We start from the raw sequence: 23,397 nt of genomic DNA on the forward strand, positions 1-23,397 counted from the left end.
CGACCGCTTTCGGTTCGGTCGTCATGCTGTTCTTGCGGCGCTTGCCGGTGAACCACTCTTCTACATCCGCGGTGACCGTGCGGACGTAGAAGCCGAGGGAAGGAGTCCTTCACGCGCGAGACCTCGCTTTTGGTCCAACCCGAATCGCCACTCACGACCAACCCGAACCACGGAACTGACGACTTCTTTCGTTCATTGACCGTTCACTTCGAAATGGCTCGCCCGCGCGTCAAAAGAGTTGAACGGGCTGAAGGATCAGGCCTGTGAACGAGGGGGTGGGGTCGGTGAAACGCCGTCTGTCGATCAGCCTGGCTGTGGTGCTGTTGCTGGCCGTCGTGGCCGTGATCATCTGGGGCCGGGGCGGTGACGAGAATTCCGCGCAGGGTACCGATTTGACCACGGTGCGTGGCGTGATCGGTTCGGAGAAGCTCGCGTTCTTTTCCGACAAGCGGGTGGTGGACGCGTTCGCCAAGCACGGCCTGAAGGCCGAGGTCGACACCGCCGGGTCGCGGCAGATCGCCGGTATGGACCTCGGCGAATACGAGTTCGCGTTCCCGTCGTCGTCCCCGGCCGCGCAGCGGATCCAGCGTGACCACAAGGTGACCGCGGTGCATACGCCGTTCCAGTCGCCGATGGCGATCGCGACCTTCGAGCCGATCGTGAACCTGTTGGCCGCCAACGGGATCGTGCGCAAGGGCGCCGGCGACTATCAGGTGCTCGACATCGCGAAGTATCTCGAACTCACGCAGAAGGGTACGCGCTGGGACCAGCTTCCCGGCAACACCACCTTCCCTGCGCGCAAGAACGTGCTGGTCACGACCACGGATCCGCGTGAATCGAACTCGGCGGCGATGTACCTGTCGATTGTTTCCTTCGTCGCCAACGGGAACAACGTCGTCAGCACGCCGGAGGCTGAGGCGAAGGTGCTGCCCGGGGTGTCGAAGCTGTTCATCGACCAGGGTTACACACAGAACAGTACTGAGGGCCCGTTCGAGGACTACCTCGCCGCGGGGATGGGCAAGACGCCGATGGCGCTGATTTACGAGTCGCAGTTCGTCGACAGGCTGGTGCGCGCGGACGGGTCGATCCGGGCGGACATGCGCCTGCTCTACACCGCGCCGACGGTGTACTCCAAACACACGCTCGTCCCGCTCAAGCCCAATGGCGACCAGGTCGGCAGGCTGCTCTCGACCGACCCGGAACTGGGGAAACTCGCCGCCACCTTCGGCTTCCGCACCGGCGACCCACGGCTGTTCGCCGACGTCGTCGCCGCGGCGAAGGCACCGGTGCCCGCAGATCTGGTGGACGCCGTCGAACCGCCGTCCTACGAAACGTTGGAGCGCCTGCTCGACGCCGTGAAGAAGCAGTACTGATGGACGATTTCACGCTCACTCCACCCGAACCGGTGGAGGCGATCCCGGCCGAGCGGGCGGCGGGCCTGGTCAGCCTCGGCCCCGAGGTCCACGCCGAAGTCGCGCGGCGCGCGGAGAGGTTCGCCGAACGCCTCGAAGCACTCGACGTCCGGTCGCCGGAATTCACCCGTGTCCTGGACGAGCTGCTCGCGGTCGGGGAGTCCGACATGCGTGCGGCGGCGTCGGTCGCGGGTGCGTTGCTCGACCGGTCGACGCGGGCTTTGGCCGGAACTCGCGGGGAAATCGCGTCACCCCAGGAACAGGCGACGGTGAGCCTGGCCGGGCTTCGTCGGGCCGTGGCGGAGATCGACCCGGCGAAGCTGCCCATCACCGGCCGCAAGCTGATGGGGTTGATCCCGGTCGCGGGCAGCGCGAAGAAGGCGCTGGATCGCTATCGCGCCGCGAACGAACCGGTGAACGCCTTGGTAGTGGACCTGCGCTCCCGCCAAGACGTGCTGCGCCGCGACAACGCCGCGCTCAAGGGTGAACGGGAACGTCTCTGGGGGACGCTCGGCAAGCTGTCCGAGGCGGCCGCGTTCGCCGAAGCCGTCGATGCGGCGATAGAGCGCCAGGCGGGGATCTTCGACTTCACCGATCCCGCGCGGGCGAAGTCACTGCGGGCCGACGCGGTGCATCCGATCCGGCAGCGGCACCAGGATCTGCTGACTCAGCTGGCGGTCAGCGCGCAGGGCTATCTGGCGCTGGATCTGGTGCGGCGCAACAACGACGAGCTGATCCGCGGGATCGAGCGGGCGGTGTCGACCACGGTCGCCGCGCTGCGGGTCGCGCTGCTGGTGAGCGGCGCGCTCGCCGGGCAGCGAGACGTCCTCGACGAGGTCCGGGCTGTGCAGGCCACCACCGATGGCCTGATCCGGGCCAACGCCGAGATGCTGGAACTACGCAGTGCCGAGATCCAGCGCGCGGGTAGTGATCCGGCGGTCGCGGTGGCGACGATCCGCGAGTCGTTCGAGCGGATCTACCGCAGCATCGACGCGATCGACGAGTTCAAGGCGGGGGCCGTTTCGACGATGGCGGCGACCGTGGAGGCGTTGTCCGGGGAGATCCGGCGGGCCGAAGACCATCTGCGCCGGTCACACGAGACGGCGACGGCCGAGGGGGCCTCATGAAACGCTGGGCGACAGTCACACTCGCCGCGCTTTGCGCACTGTCACTGGTTTCCTGTGATTCGAGTGAAGGCGATACACGAGGTCTCGGCGATGCCGAGGCCGGCACGCTGCGGGTGCTCGCGGGCAGCGAACTCGCCGATATGCAACCGTTGCTGGAGCAAGAGGCGGCGGCCACCGGAGTCAAGGTCAAGTTCCAGTTCACCGGGACGCTGGAAGGCACCGAGTCCCTCGCGAACGGCAAGGTGGACGGGCAGTACGACGCCGTCTGGTTCTCCTCGAACCGATATCCCGCAGCGGTTCCCGAAGCCGCGAAGCGGCTGGGTGAGCAGGTCAAGATCATGAGCTCGCCGGTGGTGCTCGGGTTGTCGGCGTCGACGGCGCAGCGGCTCGGCTGGACAGGGAAACGGGTGGGCTGGGGCGAAATCGCCGAGCAGGCCGGGAAGAAGGCCTTCACCTACGGCATGACCGATCCTTCGGCGTCGAACTCCGGTTTCTCGGCACTCGTCGGAGTGGCGTCGGCACTCGCGGGCGCGGGCACCGCGATCGACGCCCAGCAGATCGCTTCCGTCACCCCGAAATTGACCGAGTTCTTCAGTGCCCAGGCGATGTCGGCCGGTTCGTCCGGCTGGCTTTCCGAGGCGTATCAACGGCGGGCGACCGGGGTCGATCCGGGTAAGAAGGTCGACGGCCTGATCAACTACGAATCCGTGCTGCTGTCGATGAACGCGAGCGGAAGGCTCCCCGAACCGCTGACGATCGTCTACCCCTCCGACGGCGTCGTCACCGCTGACTATCCGCTGACCTTGCTGAACAGTGCGAATTCCGAAGCACGCGACGCACACCGCAAAGTGGCCGAGCGGCTGCGGACGCCGGACACGCAGCGCAAGATCATGGAGACCACGCAGCGCCGCCCGGTCGTCCCCGGTGTCCCCTTAGGACAGCGGTTCGCGCAGAAGGATCTCGTCGAGTTGCCGTTCCCCGCGACGCAGCAAGCGGTCGACGCGTTGCTGGGTGCCTACTTCGACAAGATCCGTCGTCCGTCGCGAACGCTGTACGTCCTCGACACCTCCGGCTCGATGGCGGGCGAGCGGATCGATTCCCTGCGTGCCGCGCTGATCGGGCTGACCGGCGCCGACGGTTCGCTGACCGGGAGGTACCGGAGGTTTCGTAGCCGCGAAGAGGTCACGATGCTGCCGTTCGACACCGTTCCGCGTAGTCCGGAGACGTTCGCGGTGCCGGACGGCGATCCGCAGCCCACCTTGGACAAGATCAAGCACTTCGCGGAGGGCCTTGAGGCGAAGGGCGGCACCGCGATCTACGACAGTCTCGGGCGCGCGTACGACATCATGGGCCCGCTGGTCGCCCGCGACCCCGACCGGTTCACCTCGATCGTGCTGATGACCGACGGGGCGAACGCGAACGGGTCCAAGTTCGAGGACTTCCAGCGGAAGTTCCCCACACTGCCGGAGGCGATGCGGCAGATCCCGGTGTTCACGGTGATCTTCGGCGAGGGTAACTCCGCGGAGCTCGGCGAGGTCGCGAAACGCACCGGCGGCAATGTGTTCGACGCGCGTGGTGACGTCCTGCCCAAGGTGTTCCAGGAAATCCGCGGGTACCAATGATCCGGTACCTCGGCTCCACGAAGAACCTCGCCGGCTGCGTTGGTGGCCTGATCGGGCTCGTGCTGTACCTGACCGGCGTCGTCGGCGGGCTGTGGCCGGTGGTCGTCGCCGCGCTGTACGCGGTGTTCGCGCTGCTCGCGCCGCCGGAGCGGGTCCGGCTGGTACCGGTGGACGCCGTCGCGGAGGCCGGGCAGCTGCGGGTGGCGCTGACCTCGTTGGTGGACAAGGTGACCGCGCGGGCGCAGCGGATGCCAGGGTCCTCTGTGGACGGTGTGCGACGGATCGCCGAAGTCCTCGACGACCTCCTTTCGCGGCCCGACCGGTTGTCCGCCGACCCGGACGTCCAGCACGCGGTAATCCGGCTGGCGCGGACGGATCTGCCACTTTCGGTGGAGGCGTACCTCAACTTGCCTTGGTGGTTCGCCGCCAAACGGCGGGCGGGTGGAGAGCCCAGTGCGGGAGAGGAACTCGTCGCGCAGCTGGCACTGCTGGAGACCGAAGCGCACCAGGTCGCGGAACGGTTCTACGCCGGTGACGTCAACCAGCAGGCCGATCACACGCGCTATCTGCGGGAACGGGGTCAGGAGGGTTATTAAGGGGTAAGGCAAAGGTGGCACCTTCGGGTGAAATGGTGCCGGAGGTGGCGCGGCGCCGCACTCGCGTACTTGAAGGCGCATCTCGCGTGCTTGAAGGGGGAACTTGCGTGCTTGAAGGGGGATCTCGCGTGCTTGAAGGCCGCACACCGAGTTCGTCCTTCAAGCACGCGAGTTACGCCTTCGCGCTGGCTGCGAACTAGGCGAGCCCGGCGAACAGGCCGGTCACGGCGAGCGCAGGCACGGCGAGCGCAGGCATCAGGACACGTTGACTTACCCTCAAGAGCGCCCGCCGAGTTTGGGCAGGGTCAGCGTGGTCACCGCCGTCGTCAGCCAGCCCAGCAGGTCGCCGAGCGGGATGGTGGACAGCTTTTCCGGCCATTCCTCGGCGAGCGTGTGCAGTACCAGGTGGCCGTCGTGTGCTTCGACCGCGGTGAGCTTGATTCCTTGCGGGAGTTCCGGCAGCGGCAGCACGATGGGCTTGAGCCGGGACGGCGGGCCGAACCGGCGCCGTCCGATGTGGACGGCCATCGGCCGGAGGACGACGGCGGAATCCTCCACAGTGGACTCAAGGGCGAGGTGTCCCCAGCGTGGCCGTTTCACCCAGCGGACGTGGAAGTGCCCGTCGTCGCCTGGCGTCACGATGATGCCGGGGCGGACCGCGGCGACCCGTTCCTGAAGGACCTCGGGAGCGACCCGGATCGCCATTTTCACCTGTTCGGGAATGGCGGCGGGGGAGGGGAGGGAGCGGAGCCGGACGTTCGACGCCAGCACCGTGACGCGTTCGAGCGGGATTTCCTGCCAGTCGACGTCCTCGACGACGATCCGGACGTCGCCGACGCGGCCGGTGGCTGCCAGGCTGAGGCTGTCGGCCTGGTAGTCGAGTCCGGTCAGGGTCAGCCCGACGTCGTGTCCGTCCACCTTCGCGCTCAGCCGTCGCCCGACCAGCTGTTCCGTGACCGTCTTCAGCACCGCGGCCGGGGTGACGGGCACGTTCGGCAACAGCGCCCGCCCGGCGGCGGCCAGGCCGAACAGCTCGGGAAGGGGGTTCAGGTCGAACCATCTGCCGTCGCTCATCAGACCAGTGTCGCCGAACGGGACGCCGGATGCCGCCGCAGGGGGTCAGCGGGCCGCGAAACGGGCGATGACGCCCGCGAGGATCACCCAGAACGCCGCGGCGAGACCGTAGTCGAGGATCACCGCGAGATCCGGGTTGCTCACCGGGAAAAGCCCCGGCCAGAACAACGCCAACGGACCTGCCAGCGCTTGGATGAAGATGAAGAATCCGTTGCCCGCGTTGGCTCCCGCGAGCACCATGACCATGTACAGCAACTCGATGAACGCGAACAGCGCGCCGACAGCGGTGATGACGCGGACGGCCGTGTTGCTCCTGCTGGTGGTTCGCCATCTGGACATGACTGAAAAGTTCCCGGATTCCGTCGCGACAAACGTTTCACCGGCCAAGTTGCGCCGATCGGCCGTATCCACCTACTCCACGGAAGCGGCCAGTGACCGAGCGATGGCCCAGTCCTGCGCGGCGACGCCGACGGATTTGAACACGGTGCGGCCGGAGACCTTCGGCGGCTCCCGCAGAGCCGTGCCGAGTTCCACGAGTTCCGCCTGGTCGAGATGGCCGTCTTCGAGGGCTTGGATGATCTCACCCGCTTCTGCGAGTGCTGCTTCGACCTGGTCGACGACCACGACCGACGCCGTCGCGAGCAGTTCGGCGGGGAGTTCCCGCATCGACGGCCGGAACGAGCCGATCGCGTTCACGTGGACCTGCTCCGGCAACGCGGACAGGGTGAAGAGCGGCGTCCCCGAAGACGTCGCGCAATTGACGATCTCGGCGTCCGCCAAGGCGTCCTCGACGGTCTCGGCGACACGGAAGGACACGGCGGGGAACTCGTCGCCGAGCGTGGCCGCGAGCTTGCGGGCGTTTCCGGCGGTGCGGCTGTGGATCGTGACCGCGCGCAGCGTCCGCACGGCGGCGATTGCCCGCAGCTGGTCGGCCGCCTGCGCCCCCGACCCGAGTAGCGCGAGGTTTCCGGCGTCGGCGGGGGCGAGCAGATCGGTCGCGACGCCGGTGACCGCGCCGGTGCGCAAGGTGGTCACGGCGGTCGCGTCGGCGACGAGCGGCGCACCGTCGCCCGTCCAGACGACGGTGCCGAGTATCGCCGGAGTGCGGTCGAGCCGGACGCTGAGTGTCTTGACCACGGCGGACCCCGACGGTTCGTGGTGCGCCGTCATCACCAGCACCCGGCCGCCGCCGAAGACGAGCCGCTCCGGCTGGGTGAAGTGCCCGGCGGCGAGTTCGGTGAACGCGTGGCGGACGGCCTCGACCGCGTCCCGCATGGGGACGGCCGCGCGGACCTCGTCGTCACTGAGGGTTCGTGGCACGGTCGTCCAGCGGGGCTCCCCGCCATTGCCATCCTGCCCTGGACGGCCGCCCCGGCAAGTCCGTCCGGTCGGTCGCCCACCGCAAAGCGGTCCAGGGATCGATGTCGTCGCCCTCGACGTCCGGGAACATCCGCGTGAGGACACGGGAACAGACGTCGCGCGGAGGATCGAGAGGGACGTCGAGGCCCCTGGCCATGTCCTCGCCGTGGACCAGGACCTCGACGCAGCCCATTCCGGCGAAACCTTCGAGGTCGGCGCGGCCGCTCGGGTGGTACGCGCGGACGTCCGGGCCCACCGTGCGCAGGGTGGCGCCCAGGAGCCCGGCGCCGACCGTGACGAACTCCAGCATCTCCGACGGTGTCGCGGCCGGGTCGGCGACGGATTCGAAGCAGACGAAACGCGGCGTCGACGGCCGGGCGAGCAGGAGTCCGGCGTAGGAGATGAGGCAGTCGCCGAGGTGCTCGGCCGTCCGCCACACGTTCAGTTTCCCGGTGCCGGGGACCGCGGACCAGTCACGGCTCGACGCCGGGCGCAGTCCACTCACCACACTCGCCACGGCCGCGTCGAGATCGTCGGGGGTGATCGTCATCAGGGCATCAGCTCAAGGGTGTCGGAAACGCCACCGGACCGCGGTGGCCGTTCTTCCCGACCGCCCGCACACCGAAGAACACGTTGTCCTTCGACAAATCCACCTTAGCTTCGGTGACGTCACCGACCCTGATCACCCGCGTCCATTCGGCCGCCGTCGTCTCCCGCCAGACGACCTCGTATCCGGCGAGGTCCGGGCCGGTTCCACGCCGCCACACCAGATTCGTATCGTTGGTGAGCTGGTTTGTGCGGATCCGGACGTCCTCGGGGGTGCCGGGCGCGGTCGCCAGCGACCACATCGCGGCGGCGTTCACCCGCGCGACCCTGGCGATGAACGGGAAGTCGCAGAACTCGGGCAGGTCGCCGAACTGCTTGCCGTCCTCCACCCGGACGTCCTGGTGCTGGTGTGCGTAGTCCTCGTTGGGTTCGGTGAACCGCGCGGCCGGATATCCCTGTTCCAGGAACGGGATGTGGTCGCCGCCCCGGAGGTAGCGGTCGCGCCGGTAGATCACGCGCACGGCCATGCCCGTGGCGTCGTTCTCGGCGACCGACCGCACGAATCGCGCCAGCTGCCGGGACGGCGAATCGTTCTCACCGCCGACTGAGCGCCGGATTTCGGCCTGTGCCGGCGTTTCCGACGTCGGAACACCTTCGGCGAACAGCCGGATCGTGCGCGGATCACGGGTACCGTCGTCCGCCCGGCTCGAACCGACGATGTCGTTGGTGAACATCGCCTGCACGTTCGTCCCGGCCGCTTTGAACCGGGTGGCCAGGTGCCGCGCGCCGAAAAGGCCCTGTTCCTCGCCCGCGACCGCGGCGAACACGATGGTCGCGGCCGGGTGGCGGGTCGCCAGCACGTGAGCGAGTTCCATCGCGACGGCCACCCCGGAGGCGTCGTCGTCGGCACCCGGCGCGTCTTTCGTCGCGTCCAGCGGATCCGAACACCGCGAGTCGTAGTGACCCGAGACGACGTAAACCCGTTCGGGTGTGGTGGATCCGCGCAGGGTGGCGACGACGTTGGTGATCGTGGTGGCGACCGGGATCCGCGGCGGCGCGGGTGGCTGGACGTAGGACTGCAGTTCGACGGTCATCCGGCCGCCGGATTTCGCGGCGGATCTCGACAGCTCTGCGAAGATCCAGTCGCGGGCGGCGCCGATCCCCCGCACCGGATCGGTCTGTGAGGACAACGTGTGCCGCGTCCCGAACGCGGCCAGCCTGCGCACGGTGGCCTCGATCCGGTGTTCGTCGATCTCCCGGAGGATCGCCCGTAGTTCGGCGTCGGGCCGTTGAGGCGACACCGCTCCGCCGGACCCCCGATCCCCGAGTTCCGCGGCACCTGCCGGGATCCCGGTGAGCGCGACCGCGGACAGCGCGGCCGATGTGGACAGGAACATTCTTCTGGAGCGCTCCTCAGCCATTCCTCGTTCCTACGCGCCCCGCCATCGGGCGTCTACCCGCGAAAAGGATGAGCGCGGCAGGCGGTGGATGGGGGAGGATCACCGGGTGATCTTCGGGAAGAGGAAGTCCGTGGCCGAGGCGCTCCAGGAAACGCTGGAGACCCGAGGGCACCGCGTCGACGTGCTCGTCGAGGCGCTCATGCGCGTCGACAAGGCCGGTGACGCCTCCGAGATCGCGGCCGCCTTCGCGACGATCACCGAGACGCCGTCGTTGGTCGCGACTCTCGATGGATACTGCCGCCTCGTGTACTGGGATTCCGCTCGCTACCCGCGGGTCTTGAACGAGGCCGCGGATCGGCTGAAGGCAGGCAAGGCCGGGCCGCTCACGACGGCCATCGCCAGTTCAAACGGCGACGGCCGGGTCCGGGTGCTCGCGGTCGGGAAGATGCTGGAGCGGCCGAGTCCGGTCCTGCTCCCGTTCCTGTTGCAGCGCATGACCGACTGGGCCGACCCGGTCAGCGATGTCGCCCGGATGGGGGTGACCAGGCTGCTGAACGACCGCCCGGCGACGTATCTCCAGGCGGCCGCGGAAATGACGCTCCACCTGCGGTGCCGTTACCGTGGGGGGTTCGGCGTGAAGCAGTTGTACGCGGCTGCCTACGACGCTCCCCCTCAAATCCTCGCCCAGCTGGCCCGGTCGGTGAACTTCGCGGTAAGGAGGTTCGCTTACGAGGTGCAAAGCCGTCGCGGTGATCTCAAGCTGGAAGACCTCGTCCGGTACACGCGGAACCTCGACATGGGCATCCGGGCGCGAGCCGGTGACGCGGCGGCCCGCGAGGCCGTCTGGACCGGCCGCGTCGACGTGCTGCGCAAGCTGGCCGCCGGACGGCACAACGAGGTCCGGATCAGCGCGCTGACCGGGCTGGCCCGGTTGGGACAGCTGGAGGAGATCGTCCCGTTGCTGGACGACCGGTCTTCGCTGATCCGGGCGCTGGCGCGGGATGCCGCCCGGCGTACCGGGTTGGACGCTGTCGCTTGGTATCGGTCGGCCGTCTCCGCTTCCGCGCCTTCGCTGGGCGCGATCGCGGGACTCGCCGAGTCGGGGCGCGCCGCGGACGCGCCGTTACTGCATCCCTTGCTGGGGCATCCGATGGCCAGGGTCCGGGCTCATGCCGTGGGGGCACTGCGGATTCTGGACGCCGTCCCGGCCGATCTGGTGCGGCCGATGGTCGAGGATCCTTCGCGGCGGGTGGTCCGGGCGGCGTACAAGGCGTTGGGGCTGTCCTTCAGCTCTCGGTAGCGGGCAGCAGCTCCCGCAGCGTCGCCAGCAGTTCCCGCCGGTCCCCGGCCCCGAGTTTCCCCCGGATCCGGGCCATATGGTGCTCCACCGTCTTCCCCGAGATGAACAGCTTGCTCCCGGCCTGCTTGTAGGTCAGCCCGTCGACGACCAGCCGGGCGACCTCCAGCTCCCGCTCGCTCAAGGCGCTCAGGCCCGTAGCCGCGACAGGTTCCGGAGCGCGCCCCTGGAACTGTCGCGCCGCTTCGAGCAACCGCACCATCGCCCGCCGGTCGGGGGTCCGGATCGCGGCCTGCCCGGCCAGCCGTGACGCGTCCCAGCGGAGCCCGAGTTCATGCAGTTCCCCGGCGGACGCGGAAATCGCCTCGGGATCGAAGGTGCCGGTCAGCACCGCGAGCCAGCCCGTCGCGGCCGAGGCCAGTGCCGCCGGATACCGGCCGTACGACGCGAAATCGTTCAGCGCCGCCAGGTGTTCCGAAGCGGCGGCGCCGTTCTCGACGGTGATGGCGGCATGAAGTTCGTGCCAGCGCAGGGTGGCTGTCCACAGTGGAGGGTTGCCGAGGCCGTCGAGTACCGTGTGTGCCCGTTCCAGCTGTCCGGCCAGTTTGGCGCTCGCGCCTGCCCTCGCGGCCGCGATCGCGAGTTCTCCCAGCGGCAGCAACGAATACAGATCCGGTTGCTGCCGCATCGACGCCTGGTAAGCCCGGTCCCAAGACCGCTGTAACCCGGGAAGGTCGCTGGCTCGCCGCGCGAGGCCTAGCTGGAGGGTCGCGGCGAAGAGTTCGTCGCGGGCTTCGAGACCTGCTGGGGGCATCAGGGCTTCGGCGGCGGTCTTGAGGTCACCCGCGGTCATCGCGACCCAGCCGAGCAGCAGCCGATGCCGTTTCGCGAGCAGGTCGCCACCGATGCGACCGGCCACGGCCCGGCTCAGCACCGATTCCGCCAGCGCGAGTTCACCGGAGTGCAGGCCCACCAGCGCGGCAAGGGCGGCCGGGCTGTCCGGCAACGGCGCGGGCGCACCCGCCGATTCCAGCATCGACGCCGCGCCCAGCAGGGCCGAAAGCGTTTCATCACCGCGGCCGGAGACCGAGCCGGCGATCGCCTTGGCCGTCCGTGAGGCGGCACCCGCGAACAACGTCGGCACTTCGGGCGTTTCCAGTACGCCGCGAGCGGCTTCGAGTTTTCCGGTCCCCACCAAGGCGATCGCGGCGAACGCCTTCGACCCGGCCCGTCCGGACCATTGGTACAGCTCGGCGCTGTGCGCGAGTTCGCCGCGATGCGCGAGCACCGCCCCCGCCACCTCGGCACCCGCGGCCCTGGCGTCCTCGTCGGAAGTGCTGCCGAGCATGCCGTCACCCAGCCGGAGTGCGGTGTCGAGGTCCCCGGCGAGGGCGGCGGCGTGCGCCCAGCCGACGGTGAGCGCCGCGCCGCGCCCACCGGCCTCGGACGCCGCCTCGTAGAACCGCGCCGCGAGTTTCGTGTCGTCGGGCATCGCCTCGCGCGCGGCGGCCTCGAAGGCCGCCGCCGCACTCGCACCCGAACTTCCCGTCCCCAGCAGGGATCGGGCGAGGTCCAGTACCGGAAGTCCGTCGCGTAACTGGAGTTCCACCAAATGCTGCAGCACCGTCAGCCGCCGCCCCGGCGATCCCCAGGCGCGGACGGCTTCGGCGGCGATCGGCAGGAGGACGTCGTCCTCGTCGAGCAGCCCGGTCGCCCTGGCGCCGTCGAAGATCTCGGGCAGCCTGTCGCGTTCGCGGTTGAGCAGGGCGGCGAGGAGATCCAGATTCCGGCCGGCCCCGGCCTCGGCCGCGATCAGGTAGCGGTGCACGTCGTCGTCGAGTTCGTCCAGCTCACCGCGGAATTCGGTGAGCTGCCCGCGGACGGCGCGCAGGACGAGTCTCGGCACGCCACCGGTTCTGACGTGGACGTCTTCGGCCGTGGCGACGTCGCCTCCGGCGTGTTCGACGAGCCGCCGGACGTCGTCGATTCCCCACGCTGTCAGTGAAACCGATCTGCCGAAGGTGTCGGAGAGCGCGCGCAGGGCGGTGGTCCTCGCCGTCGGCCGGTAGGCCAGCACGACGGGCGCGGTCGTTTCCTCCGCCCGCGCCTTGAGCTTCGCGATCTCGTCGTCGCCGAGCTGGTCGGCGTCGTCGATCAGCAGGGCGTCGACGCCGGCCCCCGCGTAGTGCCGCGAGAGCAGGCCGAGCAGATGGGTCTTCCCGTAACCGCCGGGGGCGACGACGGTGACCCGCACCGGAAGTTCCGGGGCGGCGGTCACCTCGTCGAGCAGTCGACGGACACCCGGATGGATGATGCCGGGCTGGTCGAGCAGTGTGTTCAACAGCGACCTTCGGGGGAGTGAGTCGCTCCGGGGGTGGCCGGCGCGCAGGTGCTGGAGGGGGTGGGATGGGCTTCGCGACCCTTGTCCGCGGTGGCTTCTCGGGTGGTCAGGGTGAGCAGCAGGGTGGTCGCGGCGAGCACCACGACCGCGGCTCCGGCGACGAGTGGCTTGCGCCGGGTGAGGAGTTTCGCCGCCCGGGTGGGTTCCGGCAAGACGAACGGGGTGATGTCCACCGGTGGCCGTTCGGGCCGTTCGGTGAGCTCCGGGGCCGCGTCGACCCGGGGGAGCAGGGTGGTTTCCACGGTCGCGACGGCGTTCGAGTGGACGCCGCCGGGTTGAGGAACGTCGCGTCGCGCGGCGATGTTGGCCGCACCGGTCGCCACCGTCAGCAGGGGGTCGCTCGCGGTGAAGACCGGGCACGGCGTCCTGCCGACCTGGGGAACCTCGCCGCACAGCACGATGCCCGCCAGCGACTGGGGCTGGACACCGGCCTCATGCGCGAGCTCGAAGACCTTGCCGACGGCCTCGCCGGGGTCGACGCCTTCGGCCGTTTTGACCGGCTGCCAGCCGTTGACGCCGACGGCGGCGATCGTCACGACCGCCCCGTCCTGGCCGAATTCGCAGACACCGGCGGTGACCTCGCCGTGCGGGGCGAGGTAGGCGTGCAGGGCGGCGATGGGTGCGGGCACCAGCACCGCGCGGGGGAACCCGGCCTCGGCCAGCGCCCGGCGCAGCAGGTCGCGGCGGAACGAACCCCAGCCGACGGGGTGGGTGAGCACGATCTGCCGCGGTTTCTCACCGAACCGTTCGGCGGCCTGGTCCGCCGCGGCGTCCACGAGGACGGCGCTGAGGGATTCGGCGGGGAACCGTTCGCCGCCGACGATCACCGGGACGTCGTCGCCGACCCGTTCGTGGAATCCGGTCAGCAGCCGCGCTGGCGCGGACCGGCCTGCCTCGACGGCAGCGTCACCGGTGAGCAGGTATCCGTCGTCGTCGAGGAACACCGCGGCCGCCGCCGCCGGGCCGCGCGCGCCGAGCCACAACGGCTCGGGCGCGCCCCAGCCGTCACCCTGGTTCTCGCAGGTGGCGGCGGTGGCGCGGGTCGAGGCGATATCGATGCCGAGGACGTAGGGCAACGAGCATCCTCCTTCGCTTGACCGGTCCTAGGGACCAACCACGGGGCCACTCACCCGAACGGCTTGACCCGTCTGGGTGAGAGGGGCATTAAACCCAACCGGATGCGTCTCGGTTAAGCCCCTAACGCCCTAACGATGTCATACCGATCCCCTATTGGCTGAGTGAGTGACAACCAGGAGTGATCCCCGATGTGCTGAGCGGTACCGGCTCACTAACTTCGGTGACCTGCGCTCAGCCGTGCCCTCCGGCCGCTGCGCCGGCCCCACCGACCTAGACCTCCAGGAGAGTCCTTTCATGGGTTCCGCTCAGACGCTTCACGACTTCACGCTCAACCTGCTGAACGACACCGCGGCTCGCGCGGCGTTCGCGAACGACCCGCAGCAGGTGCTGGCCAACGCCGGCCTCGGTGACATCAACGCCGCCGACGTGCACGAGGTCGTCCCGCTGGTCCTCGACTTCGTCCCGGTCGACGCCGCCACCACCGACAACCTGGCCGGCTTCGGCGGTGTCGCGAACGTCGTCAACGGCACCGACGGCGAGTGCGCCGACGGTGTCCAGGGCGCCATCGACCAGCTCACCGCGCTCACCGCCGGTCTCCCGGTCGGCGTCCCCGGTGCGCTTCCGGGCGTCCCGAGCCTCCCCGAGGTCGGCGTCCCGGGTGTCCCGGCCGTGCCGGGCCTGCCGGAGCTGGGCCTGCCCGCCGTCGGCGACCTGCCGCTCGACGTCCCGGGCCTGCCCGCCGTCCCGGCCGTCTCCGGCGTGACCGACGTTTCGAACGCCGCCGCCGGCGTGACCGCCCTCGCGCAGAACACCATCGGCAGCTTCGGGCTGACCGGTGACCTTTCGCGCGGCCTCGACTCGGTCCCGGGAGGCGACCTCGCCAACGGCGCCGTCGACACCGCGACCGGCCTCGTCCACGACGTCCCGGCCATCGACGCCGCGGGCCTCCCGGCCGTCGACTCCGTCCCGGCGATCGGCGACCTGAACAGCGACCTGCCCCGCCTCGACGGTGTCGACGGTGTCGGTCACGGCGTCCCCGGCGTGCTCTCGCAGGTCGGCGACCTCACCAGCGTCATCGGCAACGCCGGTGTCGCGGACGTCACCACCAAGGTGCACGACATCGCGCAGAGCAACATCGCGCAGGGCAACATCGCCACCGACGTGACCGACAACGTCGCCACCGACGTGACCGACAACGTGGTGAACGATGTCGCGAACCACGCCGGCGTTTCCGACGTGCACGACGTCGTCTCCGGCGTGGCCAACCACATCGGCAGCGTCGGCGACATCAACCTCGGTGCCGACGACATCGCCTCGAACAACGACATCCACATCGGCTGAGCTGAAAATCCTTCACATCTGAAGTGTGGGTACGGGCCCCGCGACCGTCGCAGGTCGCGGGGCCCTCACCGCGTGTTGGCGGATCCCACATTGATTCCGCGCTTGGTTAAGGGAACACTGCATCCCCGTGACAGCCCCCGCCTGGCTCGACGTGCTCAACGAGACCTTGGACGCCTGTGCCGCCCACGGGCGCGCCGACCTTGCCGAACGCCTTCGGCGGAGACGTGACCAGCAGGCGCCGGGCACCCGGATCGCGGTGGTCGGCTTTCCCAAGCAGGGCAAGGGTTACCTGCTCAACGCGCTGCTGAACGCCCCGGTCTGCGCGGTCGGGGACGCGAGCACTCCCGCCGTCCCCACCGAGATCGGGTACGCCCACGATCCCGCCGCGACGCTGGTCGGCCACGCCCGTGAGCGCGTGCCGGTCGACGATTTGGCCAAGGAACTGGAAGTCCGCCCACCCGGGTCGCTGCGCCGGGTCGAAGTCGGCCTGCCGCGCGAACTGCTCGGCACGGGACTGGTACTGGTGGACACCCCGGCCATCGGCGATCCGCGGTCGCCACGCACGGCGGCCACCCTCGACGTCCTCGCCGACGCGCACGCGGTGATCCTCGTCTCCGACGCGACGCAGGAACTCCAGCCGGCCGAACTCGCGTTGGCAAGGCATATCCGCACCTGGTGCCCGGCTTTGGTGCTGGCGTTGACGAAGATCGACGTCAGTCCCGACTGGCGTGAACTCGCCGCCCGCAACCGTGCCGCGCTTTCGGAGACCGGCGTCGTCGCCGACGTCTTCCCGGTGTCCGCCACCGTCCGCCAGGCCGCCGCCAAAGCCGGTGACGCCGGCCTCAATGGACGGTCCGGTTTCCCGGAACTCCTGAACTGGGTGGGGGAACAGGCCGCGCGGCCGATCGAACGCACCCGGGCGCTGGCCGCCGCGGTGAGCGTCCGCGCGGCGGCGGTCGAACTGGTCGAGTCGCTGCAGGCCCGCCTCAACGCCGTTTCCCAGGACAGCGGGATCGACCAGGTCACCCTGCTGCACCAGGCACAACGACGGACCGAGGAACTGCGGCGGCAGAACGTCCGCTGGCAGAACCTGTTGTCGGACGAGATCACCGATCTGGTCTCCGACGCCGAATACGACCTGCGCGAGCGGACAAGGACGATTGTGCGGCATATCGACCGCACCTTCGACGAGGGCGACCCGGCGCAGATCTGGCCGGATTTCCGGACCTGGCTGGAAGAGAACCTCGCCGACGCCGTGGAGACCAACTACAACTGGGTATCCGACCGGTCGACATGGATCGCGCACGCCGTCGCCACCGGGTTCGGGGCGCGGTACGGGCAGGCCCCGGAGCTGCCGCTGACCGGATCCGGGGTGGACTCGATCCCCGAAGTCGGCACGCCGAAGATCGAACGGTTCAAGATCGGGCAGAAACTCTTCACCGGCTTACGTGGTTCCTACGGCGGTGTGCTGATGTTCGGCCTGGTCACCAGTCTCGCCGGGCTGCCGCTGATCAACCCGGTCTCCCTCGGCGCCGGTGTCGCGTTCGCCACCAAAAGCGTGCGCGACGAAGGCGGGATGCGGTTGCAGCGGCGGCAGGCGCTGGCGAAGGCGGCGGCGCAACGCCATGTCGACGACGTGTTCATCCGGTTCAGCAAGGAGATCAAGGACGAGGTCCGCCAGGTCCAGCGGCGGCTGCGGGACCATTTCACCGCGTTGTCGGACGAACTCGCGGAAGAGCTGACGCGCCAACGGGAACTGATCATCGCCGGATCCGCCGAACGGGACCGCCGCACGCAGCAGGTCAAACGGGAGATCGACCGGCTGGCCGCACTGCACCGGAAGGCGGGGGCGCTCGGCAGTGGCGCGGCGCCGCGCCGGGAGCTGTCCGCGTGACGGCTCTGGACGTTCGTGAACTGTTGAGCGACGCCGCCGCGCTTTACCGGGACCGTCCGCCCGCGGTGGCGATGCTGCGGGAATGCCTGGAACGACTGGAAGAACCGCTCAAGGTCGGGTTCGCCGGGACGCCGGGAACCGGGAAGTCCACTTTGGTCTCCGCGCTGGCGGAATGGCCGACGCGGGCACTGCGCGACCTCGACCTGTTCGACACTCCGGCGCTGGCCGAACACGTCGACGCGACGGTGCGCCTGGTACGCCACCTCGAACCCGACGAACTCGCCGGCGCCCGTCCGGCTGGTGGTTCGGCGTTCGCGCGGCAGAGCGCGGTGAATTCGGTGCTGGTACTCGGCCGGGCCGACGAGGTCGGCGCGGGCCGGATCGACGCGTTGCTCACCGCGAAGCAACTGGCGCGGCGTGCGTGGCGGGAAGACCGGAACTGCGCGGGTTTCCAGGGAGTCATCGCGGTCGCCGGGCAGCTGGGGTATGCCGGGCGTGCGCTGCGGGACGACGAATTCGAGGTCCTGCGTGCGCTGGCGGCCGTCTCACGCGCGGAGCTGGAACGGTATCTCCTGTCCGTTGATTCCTTTGTGGACGACCAGTTCCCGGTGCGGATCCCGCCGGAGTCGAGGAAACACCTGGTTTCGCGATTCGGGCTCTACGGCGTCCGGCTGGCGATCACGCTCATTCGCACCGGCTGCGAGAGCCGGATGAAGCTCTCCGCGGAACTCGTGCACCGCAGTGGTCTCGGCGATCTGCGGGACACGTTGGCCGGATGCTTCGTCGCCAGGGCCGAGGCACTGAAGGCGCGCACAGCGGTGCTGCGCTTGGAAAACCTGCTCGCCGCCGACCCGCGCTCGCAGAGCGACCGGCTCGTGGCGAGGGTGGAGCGCTTCGCCGCGGCCGCGCACGACTTCCGGGAACTGCGCCTCATCGCCGACATCCGCGGCGGCCGCACGGCGTTGTCCGGCGAGGTCGCCGAGGAGGCCACCCGGTTGCTCGGCGTGCAGGGACTCGCGCCCACCGAACGGCTCGGCCTCGAACCCGACTCCGGCCCGGCCGAGATCCACGCGGGCGCCGAAAGCGCACTCGTCCGCTGGCGGCACGACGCGGAACGGGAAGACGCCGCACACACCGAACGCGCCGCCGCGCGGGTGATCGTGCGTTCGGTGGAGGGCCTGCTGAGCCTTTTCGTCGCTTGAGCGTGCTTCACGGACCCCGGCACGGTCGGGGGTGAGCGCGTGGATCAGGCGTTGCCGAGTACCCGGGACACGGTGATCTCGATGACCACACGTTCCGGATTCGGCTTGGGCTGCCGGTAGCGCGCGGCGTAGCGGTTCTCGGCGTCGCGCACCGACTCCGCGTCCTCGACGAGTACCGCGCGCCCCTCCAAAGTGGACCACCGTGGGCCGTCGATCTGGCAGGCGGCGACCGGAATGCCCTTTTCGCCCGCTTCCTTGAGCAGGCGGGCCTTCTTGGACGAACGGAAAGTGATCACCCTGGCGATCCCGGTCTCGAAGTCCACCGTGACGCCGACGGCGACGACGTGCGGGGTCCCGTCGGGGCGGACGGTGGTCAGGGTGGCGAGATGCCGCTCGGTCCAGAACTCCCGGAAGGTCTCGCCACGCGTGCTCAGGTCGATCGTCATGGTGTCACGCTAGGCCACCGTTCACGAAGACGTCCTTTGAGGTAATAGTAAGGAAACTTTCTTAACTCTATTGATTCTGGCCGGTCCGGGTGTCACTCTCGAAAAGCGCCGCCGCCACCAACGACGTTCCGGAGGAGCCATGAGAAAGACCGTACGGACAGTGCTGGCCGCGGTCGCGCTGACCGCCGGGCTGGTCGCCACGACCGCCCCCGCCACCGCGGCCACCACTCAAGGAACCCCTTATCTGCCGGGTGTTCTGCGCCCGTCGGTGTCCCAGGCGACGCAGGACGCGGCACTCGCCAAGTACTACGACTTCTGGAAGAAGAACTTCCTCACCACCAAATGTGGCACCGGCACGTACGCGGTCAAGGCGCCGGACGCCGACCACGCCTTCGTCGCCGAGGGTCAGGGCTACGGCATGACCATCGCGGCGATGATGGGGAGCAAGGACTCGCAGGCCCGCACGATCTTCGACGGCATCCTGAAGTTCGTGAAGGCACACCCTTCGTCGATCGACAAGGATCTGCACGCCGCCGAACAGGACGGGAGCTGCAAGAGCGTCAACGGCGTCGACTCGGCGACCGACGGCGACCTCGAAATCGCCTACGGCCTGCTCATCGCCGACAAGGTCTGGGGCAGCGACGGCGCGGTGAACTACAAGTCCGAAGCACTGCGGATCATCAAGGCCATCAAGCGCAGCGAAGTGCACCCCACCACCAAGTTCATGCGGCTGGCCGACTGGGCCGACGAGGGCAAGTACATCAACAGCTCGCGGTCGTCGGACTGGATGCCGGGCCACCTCCGCGCGTTCGAGAAGGCCACCGGTGACTCCTTCTGGGGGCAGGTCCGGACCCGGCAGGAGCAGGCCGTCACGCAGCTTCAGCAGCAGTACGCGCCGAAGACCGGGCTGATCCCGGACTTCGTCGTCAACACCAACTCCACGCCGAAGCCGGCCCCGGCCGACTTCCTCGAAGGCAAAGACGACAAGTACAGCTACAACGCCTGCCGTGACCCGTGGCGGCTCGGCGTCGACGGCGTCACCGTGTCGGGCAGCCCGGCGCAGGGCCAGGTGCGGAAGATGAACACCTGGATCCAGCAGACCACCGGCGGCGACCCGGCCAAGATCACCACCGGCTACACGCTGTCGGGCTCCAAGATCTCCGGCGAGTCGGGTCAGCACCCCTGCTTCACCGCGTCGTTCGCCATCGCGGCGATGAACGACCCGGGCAGCCAGGCCTGGCTGGACAAGCTCTGGACCTCGATCACGACGTGGTCGCCGAACGCCAAGGACTACTACGGCACCGGCATCACCGTGCAGGTCCTGCTCATCCTCTCGGGGAACTACATCGCGGTCTGATCGCTTCTTGAGCCGGCGGTGAGTCAGCAGTGTCATGAAAGGGTCTTTCAGGACAGAATTTGTCCTGAAAGACCCTTTCATGACATCCACCGGACAGGTTCGCGGCCGAGCTTGAAAGGCGATCACGCGTGCTTGAAGGCGGAATACGATGTTCCGCCTTCAAGCACGCGAGTTACGCCTTCAAGCACGCGTGTCACGCCTTCAAGCACGCGAGTTACGCCAAGGGGACTAGCCGAGGAAGGACTCCACGGCGTCCGCCGCGCGGTCGATCCCGCCGTTCCCCCGGGTCTCGGCCCGGATTTCGGCGAGGCGTGCCGCGACCGAGGGCGACCCGGCCACTCGATCGACGGCGGCCCGCAGCGTGGACGCCGTCACGTCCGAGGCCGCGAGTTCCTCGCCGACGCCCAGTTCCGCGAGTTTCGCCGCGTTGCCGAAACCGTCGGTGGCCAGCGGGATCGCGACGGTCGGCACGCCGTACCACAGCGATTCCGTACTGCCGCCCATGCCGGCGTGCGTGATGAACGCCGACGCGGCCTCCAGCACCGCGAGTTGCGGGACGAACGGGTGCACCTCGATGTGCTCCGGCAGCGGCCCGAGGACAGCCGGATCGGTCTGCCCGATCGAGATGACCACATGCCAGTCGGAGTTCCGGAACCCGTCCACACAGGCGCGGAACAGGTCGATCTGGTCGGTGAACGCCGTGCCGAGCGACATCAGCAGGACCTTCTTGCCGCTCGACGGCGGAGTCCAGCTCCGGTCGGCCAGCCGTTCCGGATCCAGCGCCGGGCCGACGAACTGGACGGTCGACGGCACCCGTTCGACGTGAGGCTGCATCGCCCTCGGCAACAGGGCGAGTACTTGTTCCGGATGGGAGATCCAGTCCCAGGCGTCGGCCTCGATCCCGTTCGAGGACAGCCACTGGGTGAAGGTGGCGTAGTAGTCCTTTCCGGACGGTGACCCGCGAAGCGCGTCGAGGATCTCGCTCATGTCCTCTTCGTAGCCGTCCCAGGCGACATACGTCGGTGACAGCTGCACCGCCGGAACGCCATAGCGCCTGGCCAGCAGGGGCGCCGGCAGCCCGCCGATGTCGTACAGCAGCAGGTCCGGGCGGTTGTCGTCGTAGAAATCGGTCAGCACCGGCATCGCCTGGATGCCCTCGTCGAGGAAGACCCGCATTTGCGCGCCCGGGTCCTCCGGCCACGCCGACTGGTCGCCGAGCGGGAGGATCGACGGATGCGACACGATCTCGGCGCCGGTCGGTTCGATCAGCCCGGTGAGTGGCTCGCCCACGACGTAGCTGACTCGGTGCCCGCGAGCGACCAGCTCACGGATGACGGCCAGCGAGGGATAGATGTGACTCGGCGCGGTGCAGCCGATCATCGCGATGTGCTTTCGCATGATGTCCTGTCCGGATCCGTGAGGAGATGTCAGACGGCGCGCAGGCGGATGCGGTAGGTCATGATCAACACCTTAACGCGCGTCCGGCGGCCGCCCAACTGATTAGGGCGTTGCCCGGTTTGCCGCGATCGGGACCCGCCGTTGGTAGGGACCTTCGCCGGAAGACTTCCCCAGGTCACGTGCGTGGATAGGGTTTCGGGGCTTTACCTTTGGAGGGAAAGGGAGAAACCGTGAGACGTGTTCTCATCACCGCGCTCGCCGTGGCCACGCTGGCTTCGGTGGCGGTGACCGCACCGGCCGTCGCCGCCGAAGAGACGCAGCCGGCCGAGACGATCACCTGGGGAGCGTGCACCGATCCGGTGCTCGTCACCGCGGGCGCCGAATGCGGCTATCTGTCCGTGCCACTCGACTACTCGAGGCCGCGTGGCGAGAAGATCCAGCTCGCGCTCAGCCGCGTCAAGCACAAGACGCCGGAGACGCAGTACCAGGGCGTCCTGCTCACCAACCCGGGTGGCCCCGGCGGTTCCGGGCTGCTGCTCGCGACCCGAGGGCCGCGCGTGCCGAACCACGCGGGCGACGCCTACGACTGGGTGGGCTTCGACCCGCGCGGCGTCGGCGCCAGCAAGCCCGCGCTCTCGTGCGTCCCGAACTACATGGATTACAACCGGCCGAACTACACGCCGACCACGCCGCAGCTGGAGAAGACCTGGCTGCGGCGCTCGAAGTCCTACGCCGACGCCTGCGCGAAGAACAACAGCCGCGCGCTGCTCGACAACATCAAGACGACCGACACGGTCAAGGACATGGACAGCATCCGCAAGGCACTCGGCGCGGAGAAGCTGAACTTCTACGGGTACTCCTACGGCACCTACCTCGGCCAGGTGTACGGGACGCTGTTCCCGCAGCACGTCCGCCGGATGATCCTCGATTCCACTGTGGACCCCCGCAACGTCTGGTACCAGGCCAACCTGAACCAGGACGTCGCGTTCGACGTCAACATCAACATCTGGTTCGGCTGGGTGGCGCAGCACGACGACGTCTACCACCTCGGCAAGACACAGGCCGCGGTGAAGCAGGTCTTCGTCGAGCAGTTGAAGAAGCTGGCGGCCGCCCCCGCGGGTGGTTTCATCGGCCCGGACGAGCTCCTCGACGTCTTCCAGCAGGCCTCCTATTACCAGCTGCGGTGGACGCTGCTCGGTGACGCGTTGGCGAAATTCGTCAACAAGGGTGACTGGCAGACGATGAAGGGACTGTTCGAGGGCTTCGGCGGTCGCGGCGACGACAACGGGTACGCCGTTTACCTCGCCGTCCAGTGCACCGACGTCAAATGGCCGCAGAGCTGGCAGCAGTGGAAGCACGACAACTGGCGGACCTACCAGAAGGCGCCGTTCTTCACCTGGCAGAACGCCTGGTTCAACGCGCCCTGCCTGTTCTGGCCCGCGAAGCCCGGCAAGCCAGTCAACGTCGACGGCAAGAAGGTGCCAAGTGTGCTGATGATCGGCGAGACGCTTGACGCGGCGACGCCGTACGAAGGCAGCCTCGAGGTGCGTAGCCGGTTCCCCGGCGCTCGCCTGATCGGTGAGCCGGGCGGTACGAGTCACGCGATCACGCCGCGCGGCAACGCCTGCGTCGACAACCGGATCGCCGATTACCTGGCGACCGGGGCCCTGCCCGATCGCAAGCCGGGCCGGACGGCCGACGTCGAATGCGCGCCGCTGCCGCTTCCGGTGCCGCCGCCCGTCCCCGCGGCCGCCGCGGACGTGGCCACCTCCCGGGTACCCGCCTAGCCAACGCGCGTGAAGGCCCCCTTCCCTCGGCTCAGTCGAGGGAAGGGGGCCTTCACGCGCG

Annotated in this window: 19 protein-coding genes; 10 read left to right on the top strand and 9 right to left on the bottom strand. The window is 68.8% G+C overall.

All coding sequences use genetic code 11. The features are described 5' to 3' along the window. The first annotated feature begins 284 nt into the window (after nt 1-284). The 4 genes from AB0M65_RS29810 to AB0M65_RS29825 are packed head-to-tail and all read left to right on the top strand — an operon-like array spanning nt 285 to nt 4,757. Nucleotides 285-1,373: a hypothetical protein gene (locus AB0M65_RS29810; protein WP_364034805.1), complete on the top strand. Its 1,089-nt coding sequence runs from the start codon at nt 285-287 to the stop codon at nt 1,371-1,373. Then, nucleotides 1,373-2,539 carry a toxic anion resistance protein gene (locus AB0M65_RS29815; RefSeq protein WP_364034751.1) on the top strand — a complete coding sequence of 389 codons (1,167 nt, stop codon included), beginning with the start codon at nt 1,373-1,375 and terminating at the stop codon, nt 2,537-2,539. Before AB0M65_RS29810 ends, AB0M65_RS29815 begins: the two co-directional genes overlap by 1 nt. Further along, complete coding sequence (locus AB0M65_RS29820; protein ID WP_364034754.1) at nt 2,536-4,161, top strand: VWA domain-containing protein; 1,626 nt, start codon at nt 2,536-2,538, stop codon at nt 4,159-4,161. Before AB0M65_RS29815 ends, AB0M65_RS29820 begins: the two co-directional genes overlap by 4 nt. Next, the gene (locus AB0M65_RS29825; RefSeq protein ID WP_364034757.1) at nt 4,158-4,757 is read left to right on the top strand and encodes a hypothetical protein; all 600 of its coding nucleotides are present in this window, start codon (nt 4,158-4,160) and stop codon (nt 4,755-4,757) included. The genes AB0M65_RS29820 and AB0M65_RS29825 overlap by 4 nt, the downstream gene beginning before the upstream one ends. 276 nt (nt 4,758-5,033) lie before the next feature. On the opposite strand, the gene AB0M65_RS29830 is transcribed toward AB0M65_RS29825, so the two are convergent. From AB0M65_RS29830 to AB0M65_RS29850, 5 genes are all read right to left on the bottom strand, one after another. Continuing rightward, complete coding sequence (locus AB0M65_RS29830; protein WP_364034760.1) at nt 5,034-5,831, bottom strand: LmeA family phospholipid-binding protein; 798 nt, start codon at nt 5,829-5,831, stop codon at nt 5,034-5,036. A 45-nt stretch (nt 5,832-5,876) separates the two neighbouring features. Continuing rightward, nucleotides 5,877-6,170 (bottom strand): hypothetical protein, encoded by a 294-nt coding sequence (locus tag AB0M65_RS29835; protein WP_364034763.1) that lies wholly within the window; start codon nt 6,168-6,170, stop codon nt 5,877-5,879. Nucleotides 6,171-6,242: 72 nt separating this feature from the next. Continuing rightward, on the bottom strand, nt 6,243-7,151 hold the full coding sequence (locus AB0M65_RS29840) for an ornithine cyclodeaminase family protein (RefSeq protein ID WP_364034766.1): 909 nt from the start codon (nt 7,149-7,151) through the stop codon (nt 6,243-6,245). After that, nucleotides 7,132-7,740 (bottom strand): hypothetical protein, encoded by a 609-nt coding sequence (locus AB0M65_RS29845; RefSeq protein WP_364034769.1) that lies wholly within the window; start codon nt 7,738-7,740, stop codon nt 7,132-7,134. Before AB0M65_RS29845 ends, AB0M65_RS29840 begins: the two co-directional genes overlap by 20 nt. A gap of 7 nt (nt 7,741-7,747) precedes the next feature. Beyond that, a complete protein-coding gene (locus AB0M65_RS29850; protein ID WP_364034772.1) occupies nt 7,748-9,157 on the bottom strand; it encodes a M20/M25/M40 family metallo-hydrolase in 1,410 nt (469 codons plus the stop codon). A gap of 85 nt (nt 9,158-9,242) precedes the next feature. Between AB0M65_RS29850 and AB0M65_RS29855 the strand changes: the two genes are divergently transcribed. Beyond that, nucleotides 9,243-10,436, top strand: coding sequence for a hypothetical protein (locus AB0M65_RS29855; RefSeq protein WP_364034775.1), 1,194 nt, complete (start codon nt 9,243-9,245; stop codon nt 10,434-10,436). Here AB0M65_RS29855 and AB0M65_RS29860 read toward each other — a convergent pair. Both AB0M65_RS29860 and AB0M65_RS29865 read right to left on the bottom strand, forming a co-directional pair. Further along, the gene (locus AB0M65_RS29860; RefSeq protein ID WP_364034778.1) at nt 10,423-12,774 is read right to left on the bottom strand and encodes a LuxR C-terminal-related transcriptional regulator; all 2,352 of its coding nucleotides are present in this window, start codon (nt 12,772-12,774) and stop codon (nt 10,423-10,425) included. The two genes, AB0M65_RS29855 and AB0M65_RS29860, sit on opposite strands and share 14 nt — an antisense overlap. Then, the gene (locus AB0M65_RS29865) at nt 12,771-13,910 is read right to left on the bottom strand and encodes a molecular chaperone DnaK (protein WP_364034781.1); all 1,140 of its coding nucleotides are present in this window, start codon (nt 13,908-13,910) and stop codon (nt 12,771-12,773) included. Before AB0M65_RS29865 ends, AB0M65_RS29860 begins: the two co-directional genes overlap by 4 nt. 295 nt (nt 13,911-14,205) lie before the next feature. On the opposite strand from AB0M65_RS29865, the gene AB0M65_RS29870 reads away from it, so the two are divergent. The 3 genes from AB0M65_RS29870 (at nt 14,206) to AB0M65_RS29880 (ending at nt 18,348) form a co-directional block, all read left to right on the top strand. Next, nucleotides 14,206-15,252 (top strand): IniB N-terminal domain-containing protein, encoded by a 1,047-nt coding sequence (locus tag AB0M65_RS29870; RefSeq protein WP_364034784.1) that lies wholly within the window; start codon nt 14,206-14,208, stop codon nt 15,250-15,252. A 127-nt stretch (nt 15,253-15,379) separates the two neighbouring features. Beyond that, on the top strand, nt 15,380-17,146 hold the full coding sequence (locus AB0M65_RS29875) for a dynamin family protein (protein WP_364034787.1): 1,767 nt from the start codon (nt 15,380-15,382) through the stop codon (nt 17,144-17,146). Beyond that, nucleotides 17,143-18,348: a GTPase gene (locus AB0M65_RS29880; protein ID WP_364034790.1), complete on the top strand. Its 1,206-nt coding sequence runs from the start codon at nt 17,143-17,145 to the stop codon at nt 18,346-18,348. The genes AB0M65_RS29875 and AB0M65_RS29880 overlap by 4 nt, the downstream gene beginning before the upstream one ends. A 44-nt stretch (nt 18,349-18,392) precedes the next feature. Here the strand turns inward: AB0M65_RS29880 and AB0M65_RS29885 are convergent, their stop codons facing one another. Further along, entirely contained in the window at nt 18,393-18,794 is a 402-nt protein-coding gene (locus tag AB0M65_RS29885; protein ID WP_364034793.1) for a PPOX class F420-dependent oxidoreductase, read from the bottom strand. A 139-nt stretch (nt 18,795-18,933) separates the two neighbouring features. Between AB0M65_RS29885 and AB0M65_RS29890 the strand changes: the two genes are divergently transcribed. After that, entirely contained in the window at nt 18,934-20,151 is a 1,218-nt protein-coding gene (locus AB0M65_RS29890; protein ID WP_364034796.1) for a glycosyl hydrolase family 8, read from the top strand. A gap of 228 nt (nt 20,152-20,379) precedes the next feature. On the opposite strand, the gene AB0M65_RS29895 is transcribed toward AB0M65_RS29890, so the two are convergent. Next, entirely contained in the window at nt 20,380-21,549 is a 1,170-nt protein-coding gene (locus AB0M65_RS29895; RefSeq protein WP_364034799.1) for a macrolide family glycosyltransferase, read from the bottom strand. A 230-nt stretch (nt 21,550-21,779) separates the two neighbouring features. Between AB0M65_RS29895 and AB0M65_RS29900 the strand changes: the two genes are divergently transcribed. Beyond that, nucleotides 21,780-23,336 carry an alpha/beta hydrolase gene (locus AB0M65_RS29900; RefSeq protein WP_364034802.1) on the top strand — a complete coding sequence of 519 codons (1,557 nt, stop codon included), beginning with the start codon at nt 21,780-21,782 and terminating at the stop codon, nt 23,334-23,336. Nucleotides 23,337-23,397: the final 61 nt, after the last annotated feature.

Origin of the sequence: Amycolatopsis sp. NPDC051071 (assembly GCF_040682875.1) — a bacterium.
In the GTDB taxonomy this organism is placed as follows: domain Bacteria; phylum Actinomycetota; class Actinomycetes; order Mycobacteriales; family Pseudonocardiaceae; genus Amycolatopsis.

Excerpts from the sequence above, each read along its gene's own strand:
- AB0M65_RS29815 (WP_364034751.1), top strand. The coding sequence starts at position 1,373 with ATGGACGATTTCACGCTCACTCCACCCGAACCGGTGGAGGCGATCCCG.
- AB0M65_RS29820 (WP_364034754.1), top strand. The coding sequence starts at position 2,536 with ATGAAACGCTGGGCGACAGTCACACTCGCCGCGCTTTGCGCACTGTCA.
- AB0M65_RS29825 (WP_364034757.1), top strand. The coding sequence starts at position 4,158 with ATGATCCGGTACCTCGGCTCCACGAAGAACCTCGCCGGCTGCGTTGGT.
- AB0M65_RS29830 (WP_364034760.1), bottom strand. The coding sequence starts at position 5,831 with ATGAGCGACGGCAGATGGTTCGACCTGAACCCCCTTCCCGAGCTGTTC.
- AB0M65_RS29835 (WP_364034763.1), bottom strand. The coding sequence starts at position 6,170 with ATGTCCAGATGGCGAACCACCAGCAGGAGCAACACGGCCGTCCGCGTC.
- AB0M65_RS29845 (WP_364034769.1), bottom strand. The coding sequence starts at position 7,740 with ATGACGATCACCCCCGACGATCTCGACGCGGCCGTGGCGAGTGTGGTG.
- AB0M65_RS29850 (WP_364034772.1), bottom strand. The coding sequence starts at position 9,157 with ATGGCTGAGGAGCGCTCCAGAAGAATGTTCCTGTCCACATCGGCCGCG.
- AB0M65_RS29870 (WP_364034784.1), top strand. The coding sequence starts at position 14,206 with ATGGGTTCCGCTCAGACGCTTCACGACTTCACGCTCAACCTGCTGAAC.
- AB0M65_RS29885 (WP_364034793.1), bottom strand. The coding sequence starts at position 18,794 with ATGACGATCGACCTGAGCACGCGTGGCGAGACCTTCCGGGAGTTCTGG.
- AB0M65_RS29890 (WP_364034796.1), top strand. The coding sequence starts at position 18,934 with ATGAGAAAGACCGTACGGACAGTGCTGGCCGCGGTCGCGCTGACCGCC.
- AB0M65_RS29895 (WP_364034799.1), bottom strand. The coding sequence starts at position 21,549 with ATGCGAAAGCACATCGCGATGATCGGCTGCACCGCGCCGAGTCACATC.